The 13,749-nt window shown below is 75.5% G+C and carries 12 protein-coding genes and 2 pseudogenes; 12 read left to right on the forward strand and 2 right to left on the reverse strand.

The window, feature by feature from the left end; translation table 11 throughout:
• Positions 1-102 precede the first annotated feature (102 nt).
• Positions 103-762: a hotdog family protein gene (locus OG994_RS30220; protein ID WP_328851699.1), complete on the reverse strand. Its 660-nt coding sequence runs from the start codon at positions 760-762 to the stop codon at positions 103-105.
• A gap of 162 nt (positions 763-924) precedes the next feature.
• On the opposite strand from OG994_RS30220, the gene OG994_RS30225 reads away from it, so the two are divergent.
• The 10 genes and pseudogenes from OG994_RS30225 to OG994_RS30265 all read left to right on the forward strand — a co-directional run bounded on the left by OG994_RS30225 (position 925) and on the right by OG994_RS30265 (position 10,262).
• Positions 925-1,692: a GNAT family N-acetyltransferase gene (locus tag OG994_RS30225; protein WP_120329068.1), complete on the forward strand. Its 768-nt coding sequence runs from the start codon at positions 925-927 to the stop codon at positions 1,690-1,692.
• On the forward strand, positions 1,689-2,621 hold the full coding sequence (locus tag OG994_RS30230) for a lysophospholipid acyltransferase family protein (protein WP_328851700.1): 933 nt from the start codon (positions 1,689-1,691) through the stop codon (positions 2,619-2,621). The genes OG994_RS30225 and OG994_RS30230 overlap by 4 nt, the downstream gene beginning before the upstream one ends.
• A 92-nt stretch (positions 2,622-2,713) precedes the next feature.
• A complete protein-coding gene (locus OG994_RS30235; RefSeq protein WP_328851701.1) occupies positions 2,714-3,529 on the forward strand; it encodes a DUF4097 family beta strand repeat-containing protein in 816 nt (271 codons plus the stop codon).
• Complete coding sequence (locus OG994_RS30240) at positions 3,526-4,158, forward strand: PadR family transcriptional regulator (protein WP_120329071.1); 633 nt, start codon at positions 3,526-3,528, stop codon at positions 4,156-4,158. Before OG994_RS30235 ends, OG994_RS30240 begins: the two co-directional genes overlap by 4 nt.
• 75 nt (positions 4,159-4,233) lie before the next feature.
• Positions 4,234-4,935, forward strand: a complete 702-nt coding sequence (locus tag OG994_RS30245; RefSeq protein ID WP_120329072.1) for a response regulator transcription factor — start codon at positions 4,234-4,236, stop codon at positions 4,933-4,935.
• Positions 4,932-5,097 (forward strand): annotated as a pseudogene (locus OG994_RS31660) (two-component sensor histidine kinase); the annotation flags it as partial. The gene OG994_RS30245 and the pseudogene OG994_RS31660, both read left to right, overlap by 4 nt.
• Positions 5,098-5,243: 146 nt before the next feature.
• Positions 5,244-6,494 (forward strand): annotated as a pseudogene (locus OG994_RS30250) (HAMP domain-containing sensor histidine kinase); the annotation flags it as partial.
• A gap of 62 nt (positions 6,495-6,556) precedes the next feature.
• The gene (locus OG994_RS30255; protein WP_328851703.1) at positions 6,557-8,218 is read left to right on the forward strand and encodes a S1C family serine protease; all 1,662 of its coding nucleotides are present in this window, start codon (positions 6,557-6,559) and stop codon (positions 8,216-8,218) included.
• A gap of 167 nt (positions 8,219-8,385) precedes the next feature.
• Positions 8,386-9,057 (forward strand): BON domain-containing protein, encoded by a 672-nt coding sequence (locus OG994_RS30260; protein ID WP_328851704.1) that lies wholly within the window; start codon positions 8,386-8,388, stop codon positions 9,055-9,057.
• A gap of 158 nt (positions 9,058-9,215) precedes the next feature.
• A complete protein-coding gene (locus OG994_RS30265) occupies positions 9,216-10,262 on the forward strand; it encodes a glycosyltransferase family 4 protein (RefSeq protein WP_328853831.1) in 1,047 nt (348 codons plus the stop codon).
• A gap of 4 nt (positions 10,263-10,266) precedes the next feature.
• On the opposite strand, the gene OG994_RS30270 is transcribed toward OG994_RS30265, so the two are convergent.
• Positions 10,267-11,643, reverse strand: a complete 1,377-nt coding sequence (locus OG994_RS30270; RefSeq protein ID WP_328851705.1) for a serine/threonine-protein kinase — start codon at positions 11,641-11,643, stop codon at positions 10,267-10,269.
• A 233-nt stretch (positions 11,644-11,876) separates the two neighbouring features.
• Here OG994_RS30270 and OG994_RS30275 point away from each other — a divergent pair, with 233 nt between their 5' ends.
• Both OG994_RS30275 and OG994_RS30280 read left to right on the forward strand, forming a co-directional pair.
• A complete protein-coding gene (locus OG994_RS30275; protein WP_328851706.1) occupies positions 11,877-12,707 on the forward strand; it encodes a patatin-like phospholipase family protein in 831 nt (276 codons plus the stop codon).
• Positions 12,707-13,744, forward strand: a complete 1,038-nt coding sequence (locus OG994_RS30280; RefSeq protein WP_328851707.1) for a 1-acyl-sn-glycerol-3-phosphate acyltransferase — start codon at positions 12,707-12,709, stop codon at positions 13,742-13,744. The genes OG994_RS30275 and OG994_RS30280 overlap by 1 nt, the downstream gene beginning before the upstream one ends.
• Positions 13,745-13,749: the final 5 nt, after the last annotated feature.

Here is a 13,749-nt window from a genome sequence, read left to right on the forward strand (position 1 = left end):
ACGGGCGAGCGCAACAAGGTCAATCAGGCGTGGTCCGTACCCGCGCCTCCACCTCAGGCAGGAGTCGCGTCCACCTCGCGGACTAGGAGACGCCGCCGGCGGTCACCCCGCGGCGGGCGGCAACGCGACCCAGGTGGCGCGGGCGCAGGCGAGCAGCGTGCCGTCCGGACCGTACAGGCTGGTGTGCACACGGGCCTTGCGCCCCTCGACGTCGACGGTCACGCCGGTCACCACGCAGTCGTCACCCGGCCGGGGGAGCGCGTCCACCCGCGCGGCGATCCGTCCCAGGACGTAGGGCCGGCCGGGGGCGATCACCGACCAGCCGCCCGGGCAGTCCAGCGCGGCCCAGACCGTCGCCTCGGTCACCTGCTCCGGGACGTGGAACGGGGCGGCCGTCCGGCCGTCGGGCAGCCGGCCGGGGAAGATCCGCAGCCCGTCGGCCCGGTCCGGGCCGCAGACGTAGCAGCCGGGGAAGGGGTGCGCGACCAGCCCGGGGTACGCGGCCGACGCGGCTGTCGCGGTGGGCAGGTCGACCGGCGGCACCACGGCGTCCACGGCGTCGGTGGGGCGCACCTCGGCGACCACGAGCCCGGCCGGGTCCCGGACCTCGCCGTCGGCGAGGACGAGGGGCGTGTCCAGCGGGGGCGGGCGGCGCAGCGTCACCTCGACCGGTCCGGGTCCTCCCGCGGCGGCGAACAGCCCGGCGCTCCAGCCGCCGTTGCCCGAGCCGGGTGGCCCGTTGTAGCGGGATCCGATGCGCATCGCCTGACCTCCCCGGGTACGCGGCCCGGCGCCACCGCCGGGTCCCGCCCGGCAGCCTCGCACGCCCGGCACGCCGACCGCACACGGGTGGCCGACCGGCGTTCACCGGATCGACACTCCTCGCCACCCGGGCCGGCAACCCCGGGGACCTACACAGGTCCCATGGCCGTTCTGCACGCCGCTGGGGCACCCCTGACGACCAGCGGTTACACCCTGCTGATCGCCGACGACCCGACCCAGGTCGCGGCCGCGCAACGCCTCCGCCACGAGGTGTTCGCCACCGAACTCGGCGCCACGCTGCGCCCGGACGCCGAGGGCCGGGACGTGGATCCGTTCGACCCGCACTGCGACCACCTGATCGTCCGGCAGGAGAGCACGGGAGCGGTGGTCGGCACCTACCGGCTGCTCCCGCCCGGCCGGACCGACCGGCGGTACGCCGACACGGAGTTCGACCTCGCCGCGCTCGCGCCGCTGCGCGACGACCTCGTCGAGGCGGGCCGCTCCTGCGTCCACCCCGACCACCGCACCGGCGCCGTCATCACCCTCATGTGGGCCGGCATCACCCGCTACCTGCACCTGCGCGGTTCCCGCTGGCTGGGCGGCTGCGCCTCGGTTCCGGTGGGCGACGGCGGCCGGGCGGTGGCCCAGGTGTGGGCGCGGGCCCAGGCCCGTCACCTGGCGCCGCCGCCGCTGCGGGTGCGCCCCCGGCGGCCCTGGTTCGCCGAGGCGCCGGCCGGGGTGACCCCGCCGGCGGACGGCAAGGGCGAGCTGGTTCCGCCGCTGCTGCGCGGCTACCTGCGGCTCGGCGCGTGGATCTGCGGCGAGCCGGCGTACGACCCGGACTTCGGGGTGGCCGACTTCTACGTGCTGCTGTCCCTGGACCGCATGAACCCCCGCTACCTGCGGCACTTCCTCGGGGAACAGCGGTGACCGCCGGGGCGGACGACCTCTGGCGTCCCGCGTCGGGCTGCGGGCCGGGGTGCCTGCCCGCGCCGGGGGAGGTGCCCGCCGTCGGGGTGGCCCGGCGGGCGGGCCGCCTGCTCGCGGGTGCGGGGATGCTGCTGCTCGGCACCGGGTTGGCCGTGCTGCTGCCGGTCCTGCCCGAGCGTGACGGGCAGGCGGCGGTGCGCGCCTGGGCGCGGGGGACGCTGCGCGCCTTCGGGGTGCGGCTGGCGGTCCGCGGCCGGCCGCCGCGCCGGCGGGCCCTGCTGGTCGCCAACCACGTGTCCTGGCTGGACGTCCTCGTGGTGCTGGCCGTCGCGCCGGCCCGGCTGGTGGCCAAGCGGGAGGTCCGGTCCTGGCCGCTGGTCGGGCTGCTGGCCGGCGCCGCGGGCACCGTCTTCGTGGACCGGTCCCGGCCGCGGCAGCTTCCGGCGGTGGTCGGCCGGGTCGCCGACGCGCTGCGGGCCGGCCGCCCGGTGGCGGTCTTCCCGGAGGGTACGACCTGGTGCGCCGGGGACGGCGCGGCCGGCTGCCGGCCGCGCCGCGGTTTCCGCCCCGCCGTGTTCCAGGCGGCGGTCGACACCGGCGCCCCGGTCGTGCCGCTGCGGATCGGCTACCGGTGCACGGCCAGCGGGGCCGCGACCACGGCGGCCGCGTTCCTCGGCGAGGAGACGCTGGTGCGCTCGGTACGCCGGGTGGTCTCGGTGCGGGGCCTGACCGTCCACGTGACCGTGGCCGCCGCGCTGCACCCCGGTGTGGACGCGGACCGGCGGTTGCTCGCCCGGGCCGCGGAGTCGGCCGTGCACCTGGTCCCCGTGCCGTCGCGCCCGCTGGCGGCGGTGCCGTCGCCACGCGGCGGCGTCACGGAGGCGGCGGGGAGCCCCGCCGGGGTCCGGGGGCTCGACCTGGCGGCCTGAGCACTCGCGACAGTCTTGCCGTATCGCGATGTATCGCGTTAGTGTCCTCCCGTGGGGCGCGCCGCTGGCGCGTCGCCGGAGGGGAGGACGAGATGACCGGTTGGACGGTCGACAGCCCGCAGCGGCTGACCCTGGACGGGCCGGTCACCCGGCTGGACGTACGCCTGTTCAGCGGCCGGCTGAACGTCGTGGCGACCGACGGGCCGGCCCGCGTCGACGTGTCCCGGGTCGGCCGGCGCCCGGTCCTGGTCGAGCACCACGACGGGCGGCTCAGCGTACGGCAGGAGCGGAACTGGCGGTGGTTCTGGCCGTTCGGCCTCTGGCCCCGCGTGGACGTCTCGGTGGCCGTCCCCGTCGACTCGGCGGCCGACCTGCGCCTGGTCGACGGTTCCCTGGTGGTCTCGGGCCTGCGCCGGCACACCCGCGTCGACGTGACCTCCGGGCAGATCACCCTCATGGGAATGCGGGGGGTCACGTCCGCCAAGATCGTCTCGGGGCCCGTGGAGGCCCTGGGGGCGGCCGGGGAACTCACGATCGAGACCGTCTCCGGCGAGGTGATCCTCGCCGACAGCGCGGCCGGCCAGATCCGGGCGCAGACCGTCTCCGGGGCGATCACCTGCGACCTCGACAACCCGCGGCGCAGCGAGATCCGGCTGCACACGATCTCCGGCAGCATCACCGTCCGGGTCCGCGAGGACAGCGACCTGGCCGTGCGGCTGCACACCACGTCCGGCCGGATCACCAGCGGCTTCCCCCAGGTGCGGACGACGTCGACGATCGGCGCGGTGTCCGACAGCGAGGGGGTGCTCGGAGCCGGCGACGGTAAGCTCTGGGCGTCCGCCACGTCGGGCAGCATCGCGCTGCTCGCCCGCCCGGTGGACGACGACGAGGAGGAGGAGCTGCCGTGACGTCCGTGTTCAGTCACGGGCGGCTCCGGCTCTACCTGCTCAAGCTCCTCGACGACGGCCCGAAGCACGGCTACGAGCTGATCCGGCTCCTCGAGGACCGCTTCCTCGGCCTCTACGCGCCGAGCGCCGGCACCATCTACCCCCGCCTGCAACGGCTCGAGGCCGAGGGCCTGGTGAGCCACACGGCCGCGGGCGGGCGGAAGACGTACGAGATCACCGAGGCCGGCCGCGGCGAACTGCGGCAGCGGGCCGACGAGCTGGCCGCCCTGGAATCGGACATCGCGGCCTCGGTGGAGGATCTCTCCGCCCTGGCCGGGGAGATCCGCAGCGAGGTACGCGGCTCCGTCCGCGACCTCAAGCGGGAGCTGCGCGAGGCGGCCCGGCAGACGCGGCAGCGGCGGAGCCGGTGGGAGCCGTCGTACGCCCCCGCGCCGCCGTTCCCGCCCGGTCCGCCGCCCCGGCCCGAGACCGGCGACGCGGTGCTCACCGAGTTCGACGAGCGGCTGGCCGCCTTCGCCGCCGAGGTGGGGCGGCTGGTACGCGCCCGCCGGTTCACCGACTCCCAGGTGCGGACCGCCATCCGGCTGCTCGACGGCGCCCTCGACGGGCTCCGCCGGCTGCTCCGCTGAGCCGCCCCGCTGCTCACAGGGTTTTTGCAGGAAGCGTCCAGCGCGGGCGCAGCCGGGTCACGGATGATGGGGCACATGCCCGCTACCCAGACCGAGGCGCGACTGCTCGTCGTCGAGGACGACCCGAACATCCTCGAGCTGCTCTCCGCGAGCCTGCGCTTCGCGGGGTTCGACGTGGCGACCGCGACCAGCGGCAGCGCCGCGCTGACCGCCGCCAAGGACCACCGTCCCGATCTGGTGGTGCTCGACGTGATGCTGCCCGACCTCGACGGCTTCGAGGTCATCCGGATGCTCCGCGAGGGCGGCACCCGTACGCCCGTGGTGTTCCTGACCGCCCGGGACGCCACCGACGACAAGATCCGCGGTCTGACCCTGGGCGGCGACGACTACGTCACGAAGCCGTTCAGCCTGGAGGAGCTGACCGCCCGGATCCGGGCCGTGCTGCGCCGCACCGCCAACGGCGAGCAGCCGCCGTCCCGGCTGACCTTCGCCGACCTGGAACTGGACGAGGAGACCCACGAGGTCTACCGGGCCGGCCAGCGGGTGCAGCTCTCGCCGACCGAGTTCAAGCTGCTGCGCTACCTGATGCTGAACGCCAACCGGGTGCTGTCCAAGGCGCAGATCCTCGACCACGTCTGGAACTACGACTTCCGCGGCGACGACAACATCGTCGAGTCGTACATCTCCTACCTGCGGCGCAAGGTCGACAACACCCAGCCCCGGCTCATCCACACGCTCCGCGGCGTCGGGTACGTGCTGCGCAAGCCGGCGGCGTGAACGCCGTCGACCAGGCGAAGGGGCGACTGCGGAGCGTACCGCTGCGGGTGAAGCTGGTCACCGCGGTCCTCACGCTGGTCGCCCTCGCCCTCCTCGTGATCAGCTCGCTGACCACGTTCTTCCTGCGCAGCTACCTGGTCGGCCAGGTGGACTCCCAGCTGCGCGGCGCGAGCCAGACGCTCGGCGAGGTCATCCCGCAGCTGAAGACCCGCCAGGTCACCGCGATGCTGCCCAGCCGCTACGTGGTGGTGCTGGCCGAGCCCGGCGGGGTCACCCAGCCGAGCTACGACCCCACGTCGCTGCAGTGGAGGCAGTTGCCGAGCTTCCCCACCGACGTGGCGGGCTTCGCCGCGCAGGAGGGGGAGCCGCACACGGTCACCTCCCAGGACCGCCGGATCCGCTGGCGCGTGTACTACGCGGCGGTGCGGGGCAACCCGGACCAGGTGCTGGCCGTCGGCCAGCCGCTCACCGACGTCGACCGGGCGGTGACCCGGCTGGTCTGGATCGACCTGCTGGTCGGTGGCGCCGTGCTCATCCTGCTCGCCTCGATCGGCGCGGCCATCGTCCGCACCAGCCTGAAACCCCTCGTCGAGATCGAACGCACGGCCGCCGCCATCGCCGGCGGCGACCTGACCCGGCGCGTGCCCGACCCGGAGGAGGGGCAGGAGTGCCCGACCTCCGAGCTGGGTCGGCTGTCCCGCGCGCTGAACGCCATGCTGACCCAGATCGAGGCCGCCTTCACGGCCCGCGCCGCCTCCGAGACCGCCGCCCGCTCGGCCGAGGCCGCCGCCCGGGACGCGGCCGCCGCCGCCCAGGCGTCCGAGGCGCGGGCACGGCGGTCGGAGGAGCGGATGCGGCAGTTCGTCGCGGACGCGTCGCACGAGCTGCGTACGCCGCTCACCACGATCCGCGGCTTCGCCGAGCTGTACCGGCAGGGGGCGGCCCGCGAGCCGGAGCAGACGGCCGGCCTGCTGCGCCGCATCGAGGACGAGGCCGCCCGCATGGGCCTGCTCGTGGAGGACCTGCTGCTGCTCGCCCGGCTCGACCGGGAACGGCCGATCTCCCTGGCCCCGGTGGAGCTGCCGGTGCTCGCCGGTGACGCGGTGCAGGCCGCCCGGGCGGTCGCACCCGACCGCCGCATCGAGCTGGAGATCGAGCCGGGCTCGGGCCCGCTCGTGGTCCTCGGAGACGACGCCCGACTGCGGCAGATCATCGGCAACCTCATGACGAACGCCCTGACCCACACCCCGCCGGACGCCTCCGTGACGCTGCGGCTGCGTACCGAGCCGGGCAACCTGGCCATCGTGGAGGTGGCCGACACCGGCCCCGGCCTCACCCCGGAGCAGGCGGAGCGGGTCTTCGAGCGGTTCTACCGGGCCGACGCCGCCCGGACCCGGCGGGCCGGCGGCAACACCGGCACCGGGCTCGGCCTGGCCATCGTGGCGGCGCTCGTGAGCGCGCACCACGGCACCGTCGAGGTGGCCGAGACGCCGGGCGGCGGGGCCACGTTCCGGGTGCGGCTGCCGCTGGTGCCGGAGGCCGAGACCGACGGCGAGTGACTTTCAGCCAACTCGCAGGCCAGTTCCAGGCTGATCGCAGAGGCGCGGGAGAAGGTGGTGACATGACCGAGTACGAGTCCGACCCGCAGCACCGGCCGGCCCCCGCCGACGCCGAGCCGTCGCACCCCACCGCCGAGCTGCCGCGCGGGGAGCGCGCGCAGTCCGACTCGGCGACCACCCAGCCGGTCGCCCCGCACACCGACCAGACTCCGGCCGGCTCCGCCACCACGGAGCCCGCGCGCACCGACGCGCCCGCCCCCGCCCCGGACGCCGACGCCACCACGCCGATGGCGGCGGTCCCCGGCGCCGACGCCACCAGGACGATGCCGACGGTGTCCGAGGCCGACGCCACCACGCCGATGGCGGCGACGCCCAGCGCCGAGCCGACCGTCCCGGTGGCCACCACGACCGCGGGCTACCAGCCGCCCGCGGGCGCTCCGGCCCACGCCGGCCCGCAGGTCCCCAGCCAGCCGGCCCCCCAGGCGCCGGGCCAGCCGGCCCCCGGGGGGTACGCGCACGGCGCCTACGCGGGCGGCCACTGGTACCAGAACCAGCACACCGGCTGGACCGGCGGGAGTCAGCCGGGTGCCGGGACGCATCCGTACGGGCAGCAGCCGCAGCACGCCGGCCAGCCCGTGCCGCCGTGGGCCCCGGCCCAGAGCAACCCGGCCGGACCGCGTCCGGGCCGGATCGCCAAGTTCGCGGGCGCCGGTGTCGCCGTCCTCGCGCTGATGCTGGGCTCCGGTGTCGCCGGCGGGGCGCTCGCCCTCGCCGTGGACGACGGCGGCGGCGTCACCCGCACCTACAGCGCCGCGCCGGTGATCAACAGTGCGGACCTGCCCCGGATCGCCGCCTCGGTGCAGGACAGCGTCGTCTCCATCGCCACCCAGAACGGCGAGGGCTCCGGCGTGATCCTCAGCGACGACGGCTACGTGCTCACCAACAACCACGTGGTCGCCTCGGCCACCGGCGACACCGTCCGCGTGGTCTTCGCCGACGGCAAGAGCGCGACCGCCAGGATCGTCGGCACCGACCCGAAGACGGACCTCGCCGTGGTGCAGGCGCGCGGGGTGAGCGGCCTCAAGCCCGCCACGTTCGGCGACAGCGACGCCATGCAGGTCGGTGACCAGGTGCTGGCCCTCGGCAGCCCGCTGGGTCTGCAGGGTTCGGTGACCGCGGGCATCATCAGCGCCCGGGACCGCACCATCCAGGCCGGCGAGAGCCAGCCGCAGGACATGCGCCAGGGCGCGACCTCCATCTCCGGGCTGCTCCAGACCGACGCCCCGATCAACCCCGGCAACTCGGGCGGTGCGCTGGTCAACACCCGGGGCGAGGTGATCGGCATCAACACCGCCATCGCCACCTCCGGGCAGAGCACCGGCAACATCGGCGTCGGCTTCGCCATCCCCAGCAACAAGGCCAAGGACGTCGCGGCCAAGCTCCAGCGCGGCGAGAAGGTCAGCCACCCGTCGCTCGGGGTCAGCGTGACCGTGGCGGAGGGCGGCGGCGCGCTGGTCGCGTCGGTCACCGAGGGCGGCGCCGCCGAGAAGGCCGGCCTCCAGCGCGGCGACGTCATCACCCGCTTCGGCGACAAGGTGATCACCGACTCGGACGACCTGGTCGGCGCGGTCCAGGCCGGCAAGGTCGGCGACCGGGTGGAGGTGCACTACAAGCGCAACGGCGCCGAGGCGACCACGACCGTCACGCTCGCCGAGACGTCGTGAGCGCCACCTGAACCTGCCTCCTCCCTCCGGCGGCGGGTGACGGGGCCAAGGGGGTTGGCTCCGTCACCCGCCGCCACCTCTTCGCGGACGGCGGTTCACCCGACCCGGGTGAACCGCCGTCACCCGTGCCGGGGACAGGCTGGCGGAACCGGCGAGGGGAGGACGCGATGGGCACGGCAGCCGCCGCCCGCGAGGACCAGCGGATCCAGCAGGACGTCCTGGCCGAGCTGGCCTGGGACCCCGAGGCACAGCCGAACGAGATCGGCGTGAGCGTCGACGAGGGCGTCGTGACCCTGACCGGGTGGGTCGACAGCTCGGCGCGGCGGTGGGCCGCCACACGGTGCGCGCAGCGCGTACGCGGGGTGCGCGCCGTCGCCGACGACATCGAGATACGGCTGCCGGGCAGCCCCGGGGCGACCGACGCCGAGATCGCCCTCGCGGTCAGCCGGGCGCTGGAGTGGGACAGCTACGTCCCCGCCGAGCGGCTGGACGTCACCGTGGCCAACGGCTGGGTGATGCTCCGCGGCGAGGTGGAGTTCGGGTGGCAGCGGCGCACCGCCGAGCGGGAGGTGCGCCGGCTGCGGGGCGTCCGCGGCATCACCAACCTCATCGACGTACGCCCGCCGGCTCCCACGGACACCGACCGGATGCTCCACGACGTGCGGCGGGCGCTCGGCCGCGCGGTCGGCGCCGGAGGGATCTCGGTGGCGGTGGACGGGGACACGCTGGTGCTCAGCGGCGTGGTCCGCTCGTGGTGGGAACGGGACCAGGCGCAACGGGTGGCGTGGTCGGCGCCGGGCGTGCGGGCGGTGGACGACCAGCTGCTCGTCTTGGAGTGAAGCATCCCGCTTGTCCGGTTTTAGTGGGGCCCGCAGGGGGAAACCGCTGCCACGCGTACCGGAACCGGCGGCCGGCGCGCCGGGGACCAACGGGAGGACTCGTGGCCGTGACCCATCTGACGGCCGACCGGGCGGCCGAACGGCCGCTGCGGGTCGCGATGGTGGTCCCGCCCTGGCTCTCCGTGCCGCCCCCCGGCTACGGCGGGCTGGAGCAGGTCGTCACCGGGCTGGTGGACGCCCTCGTCCGGCGGGGACACACGGTGACGCTGTTCGGCGCCGGCGAGTGGCACGGCACGGCCGCGCAGGACTTCGTCTCCACCGGCCCGGACCTCCAGTTCGCGCGGCTCGGCGAGTCGCTGCCCGAACTGGCCCACCTGGCCCGCGTACGGCACCTCGTCGACGCCGCGGACTTCGACGTCATCCACGACCACACCACGATCGGCCCGCTGGTCGCCGGCCGGCGCAGCGTGCCCACGGTGGCGACCGTGCACGGCAACCCGGTCGGTGAGTACGGCACCGTGCTGAGCGACACCGACCACGGCGTCGGCCTCGTCGCCATCTCCCACGCGCAGCGCCGCCTCAACCCGGCCCTGCCCTGGGTGGGCACCGTGCACAACGCCCTCGACCTGGCGGACATCCCGCAGAAGTCCGCCCCGTCGGCGGGCCCGGTGCTCTGGCTGGCCCGGTTCAGCCCCGACAAGGGGCCCGACGTGGCCATCCGCGCCTGCCGGGCGGCCGGGCTGCCGCTGCTGCTGGCCGGCAAGTGCAACGAACCCGCCGAGCGCCGCTACTACGACGAGGTCGTCGCGCCGCTGCTCGGCGACGACGTCGAGGTGGTGCTCAACGCCGACCGGGACGCCACCCTGCGGATGCTGGTCGGCGCGCGTTGCCTCATCATGCCCATCCAGTGGGAGGAGCCGTTCGGCATGGTGATGGTCGAGGCGATGGCGACCGGCACGCCCGTGGTGGCGCTCGGCCGCGGCGCCGTGCCGGAACTGGTCAGATCCGGGGTCACCGGCCTGGTCTGCGACGGGCCCGAGGACCTGCCCGCCGCGCTGCGGGCCGTCGAACGGCTCGACCCCCGGGACTGCGTGGCGCACGTGGCCGCCAACTTCTCCACGAGCCGGATGGCGCAGGGCTACGAGGCGATCTACCGGCAGGCCGCCGCGTCCACCCGGGAGCTGACCCGGCTCACCATCCGCTGACCGCTCACAGCCGTGCCGTGCCGAGCGCGGCGATCGCCGAGTCCAGCCGCTCGGCGTACACCGGGCTGATGGCGCCCTCCCGCAGCCGGACCGCGACCTTCTCGCGCAGCCGGGCCACCGGGGGCGCCAGGTCCTCCCGGCCGCCCGTCGCCGACGCGCTCAGGTTGCGCAGTTCGTTGCGGAGGTCCACGCCCACGTCGGAGCGGATCTCGCCGGCCGTCAGCCCCGCGTCGATGAGCCCGTCGAGCCGGAACGCCGCCGCCACGAGTCCGGTCGGGGCGGCGTCCGGCGGCTCCACACCGGAGGGTGCGGCCGTCCGCGCCGGCCCGTCGGGAGCCGGCGTGCCGACCACCGCCGGGGCGGCCGTCGTGCGGGCGGGCGACGACTGCGGCGGTGCGGTGCGGTCCAGCGGAAGCGCGGGCACGGCGACGGCCACGGCGACCGCCAGGCCAGCGGGGACCAGTGTCGCCCGCGGAACCCGCCGCCGGGGCGGTGCGCCGGCCGGCGCCGCGGGTCGCGGCGCGGTCGTCACCGGTCGCGGGTCCCGGTGCGGCAGGTGCTCCCGCAGGACGGCGGCGACCTCGCGCGCGGTGGGCCGGGCCGCCGGGTCGCGGGCCAGGCAGCGCAGCGCCGTCCGGGCGACCTCCGCCGGCAGGCCCGGCACCCCCGCCAGCGAGGGCGGGCGGCCTGCCGCGAGCGCCGCGCCCACCTGCTCCCACGTGTCCGCCGGGTACGGCACCCGGCCGGTGAGGGCCGCGTACAGCAGGACCCCCAGCGAGTAGACGTCGGTGGCCGGCTGGGCCGGTGCGCCGTCCAGCCGCTCCGGCGCGACGTACGCGGGCGTGCCGAACGTGGCGCCGTCCTCGTCCTCGTCGGGGGTGCCCACCCGGGCCGCGATGCCGAAGTCGAGCACCTTGGCGCCGGCCGGGGTCATCATCACGTTCGCCGGGGTGATGTCCCGGTGGACGATGCCCAGCCGGTGTGCGGCCGCGAGCGCGTCGGCGACCTGCGCGGCGACGTCCACGGCCTCGGCCCAGGGCAGCGGCCCCTCCGTGAGCCGCAGCTCCAGCTCCTCCCCGGTGAGCAGCTCCATCACGACGAACGACGTGATGGCGCCGTCGGCGGCCACCGTCTCGCCGTAGTCGTGCACCGAGGTGACGTGCGGGTGCACCAGCTGGGCGGCGGCGCGGGCCTCCTCGCGCACCAGGTGCCGGAACCGGGCGTCGGCGGCCAGCGACGGGGCGAGGACCTTGAGCGCCACCAACCGGTCCAGCACCTCGTCGTGGGCCCGCCAGATCACCGACATGCCGCCGACGCCGAGCTGGTCGAGGAGCCGGTACCTGCGGGCGAGCAGCCGGCCGGGATGCAGTGCAGCCGTCACGGTTCGCACCTGCCTCGAAGGTGGGGGCCGTATCAGGTTGCGCGAATGTGTCCGGCGTGTCAACGCTGGTCGCGGGCCGGTCGTGCCGGTGACCGACATCGATCAGGGTGACGCTCCGCAGGCCGCCGGGTCCGGCCGCGCGACCCGGCGGCGGTGCCCGCACGATCCGGCGGCGGAGCCCGCGCGACCCGGCGGCGGAGCCGGCGCGGCGCCGCCGTGCCAGGATGAACGGCATGGCGGGGGGACCGGTGGCGTTCGTGCTCGGCGGCGGCGGCGTGCTCGGCGCGGTCGAGGTGGGCATGCTCCGCGCGCTGTTCCGCGCCGGCATCCGGCCGGACATGGTGCTCGGCACGTCGATCGGGGCGGTCAACGGCGCGCTCGTCGCCGCCGACCCGTCCGAGGCGGTCACCGACCGCCTGGTCCGGCTCTGGGCCTCCCCGGAGGCCAGCGAGGTGTACGGCGACTCGGTCGCCCGGCAGCTGCGCCGGTTCGCCGCCCGTACGCACCTGCACTCGCCCCGCCCGCTGCGCCGGCTGCTGGAGTCGGAGCTGGAGGAGAAGACCACGTTCGAGGACCTGCGGGTGCCGTTCCGGTGCTGCGCCGCGCACATCGAACGGGCCGCCGAGCACTGGTTCGACAGCGGCCCGCTGGTGCCGGCCGTGCTGGCGTCCGCGTCGGTGCCCGGCCTGCTGCCACCCACGGAGATCGACGGCGCGCACTACATCGACGGCGGGATCGTCAACTCGATCCCCATCGGCGAGGCCGTGACCGCCGGCGCCACGCGCATCTTCGTCCTCCAGGTGGGCCGGATCGAACGGGAGCTGTCGCCACCCCGCCGGCCCTGGGAGATCGCCCAGGTCGCCTTCGAGATCGCCCGGCGGCACCGGTTCTTCCGGGAGATGGCGGCGCTGCCCGAGGGAGTCGAGGTGCACGTCCTGCCCACCGGTGGACTCAACCCGCGCGACGACACGCCGTGGGCGTACCGGGACATGGCCGCGGTGGGGCGGCGGATCAGCCGCGCGTACACCGCGTCCCGGCGGTACCTGGCGAACCTGGAGCACTGATGCCGCTGCCGCCCCGGTGGCTCCGGCGGGTGCTGCTGGCACCGGCCGTGGTCCTGCTCGCCGTCGTGGTGGTCACCACGCTGCCGGTCTGGGCGCTGGTCGCGGCGGCCCTCTCGCCGCTGGTTCCCGGGCGGCTGAGGCCGCTGCGGCTGCTCTGGATCGGCTGCGTCTACCTCGTCTGGGACGCCGCGGCGCTGCTCGCGCTCTTCGGGCTCTGGGTCGGGGCGGGCTTCGGCCTGCGCGTACGTTCGCCGGGCTTCCAGCGCGCCCACTACGTGCTCGCGGGCTGGTTCCTGCGGGTGCTGTTCTGGCAGGCCCGGTGGACGCTGCGGCTGAGCATCGACGTGGCCGGCGCCGACCCGGACACCGCGCAGCCCGGCCGCCCGGAGCTGGTGGTCTGTCGGCACGCCGGTCCCGGCGACTCGTTCATCCTGATCCACGCGCTCGTGAACTGGTTCCGGCGCGAGCCGCGGATCGTGCTGAAGGAGAGCCTCCAGTGGGATCCCGCGATCGACGTGCTGCTCAACCGGCTGCCGAACCGGTTCATCGCCCCCGCGTCCGACGAGGACCGGGGCGCGGCGCTGCTGCGCCAGATCGGGCACCTGGCCAGCGGTCTCGACGACGACGACGCCTTCGTGATCTTCCCAGAGGGCGGCAACTTCACGCCCAAGCGCCGGCTCCGGGCCATCGCCCGGCTCCGCGCGCTCGGGCTGGAGCGGATGGCGCTGCGCGCGGAACGGTTGCGGCACGTGCTCGCACCGCAGCCCGGTGGACTGCTGGCCGCGCTCGACGCCGCTCCGGAGGCGGGGGTCGTCTTCGTGGCACACACCGGCCTCGACCGCATGCTCACCGTGTCCGACGTCTGGCGTGAGCTGCCGATGGACAAGCGGATCGTCATGCGGTTCTGGTCGGTGCCACCGGAGGAGATTCCGGCCGACCGGCAGGAGCGCATCGACTGGCTCTTCGACTGGTGGGCGCGGATCGACGAGTGGATCGCCGCGAACCGCGACGGCGTGGCCGCCGACCCGGCCGCGTAGGGTGC

Source organism: Micromonospora globbae, from assembly GCF_036184225.1.
In the GTDB taxonomy this organism is placed as follows: Bacteria; Actinomycetota; Actinomycetes; order Mycobacteriales; family Micromonosporaceae; genus Micromonospora; species Micromonospora globbae.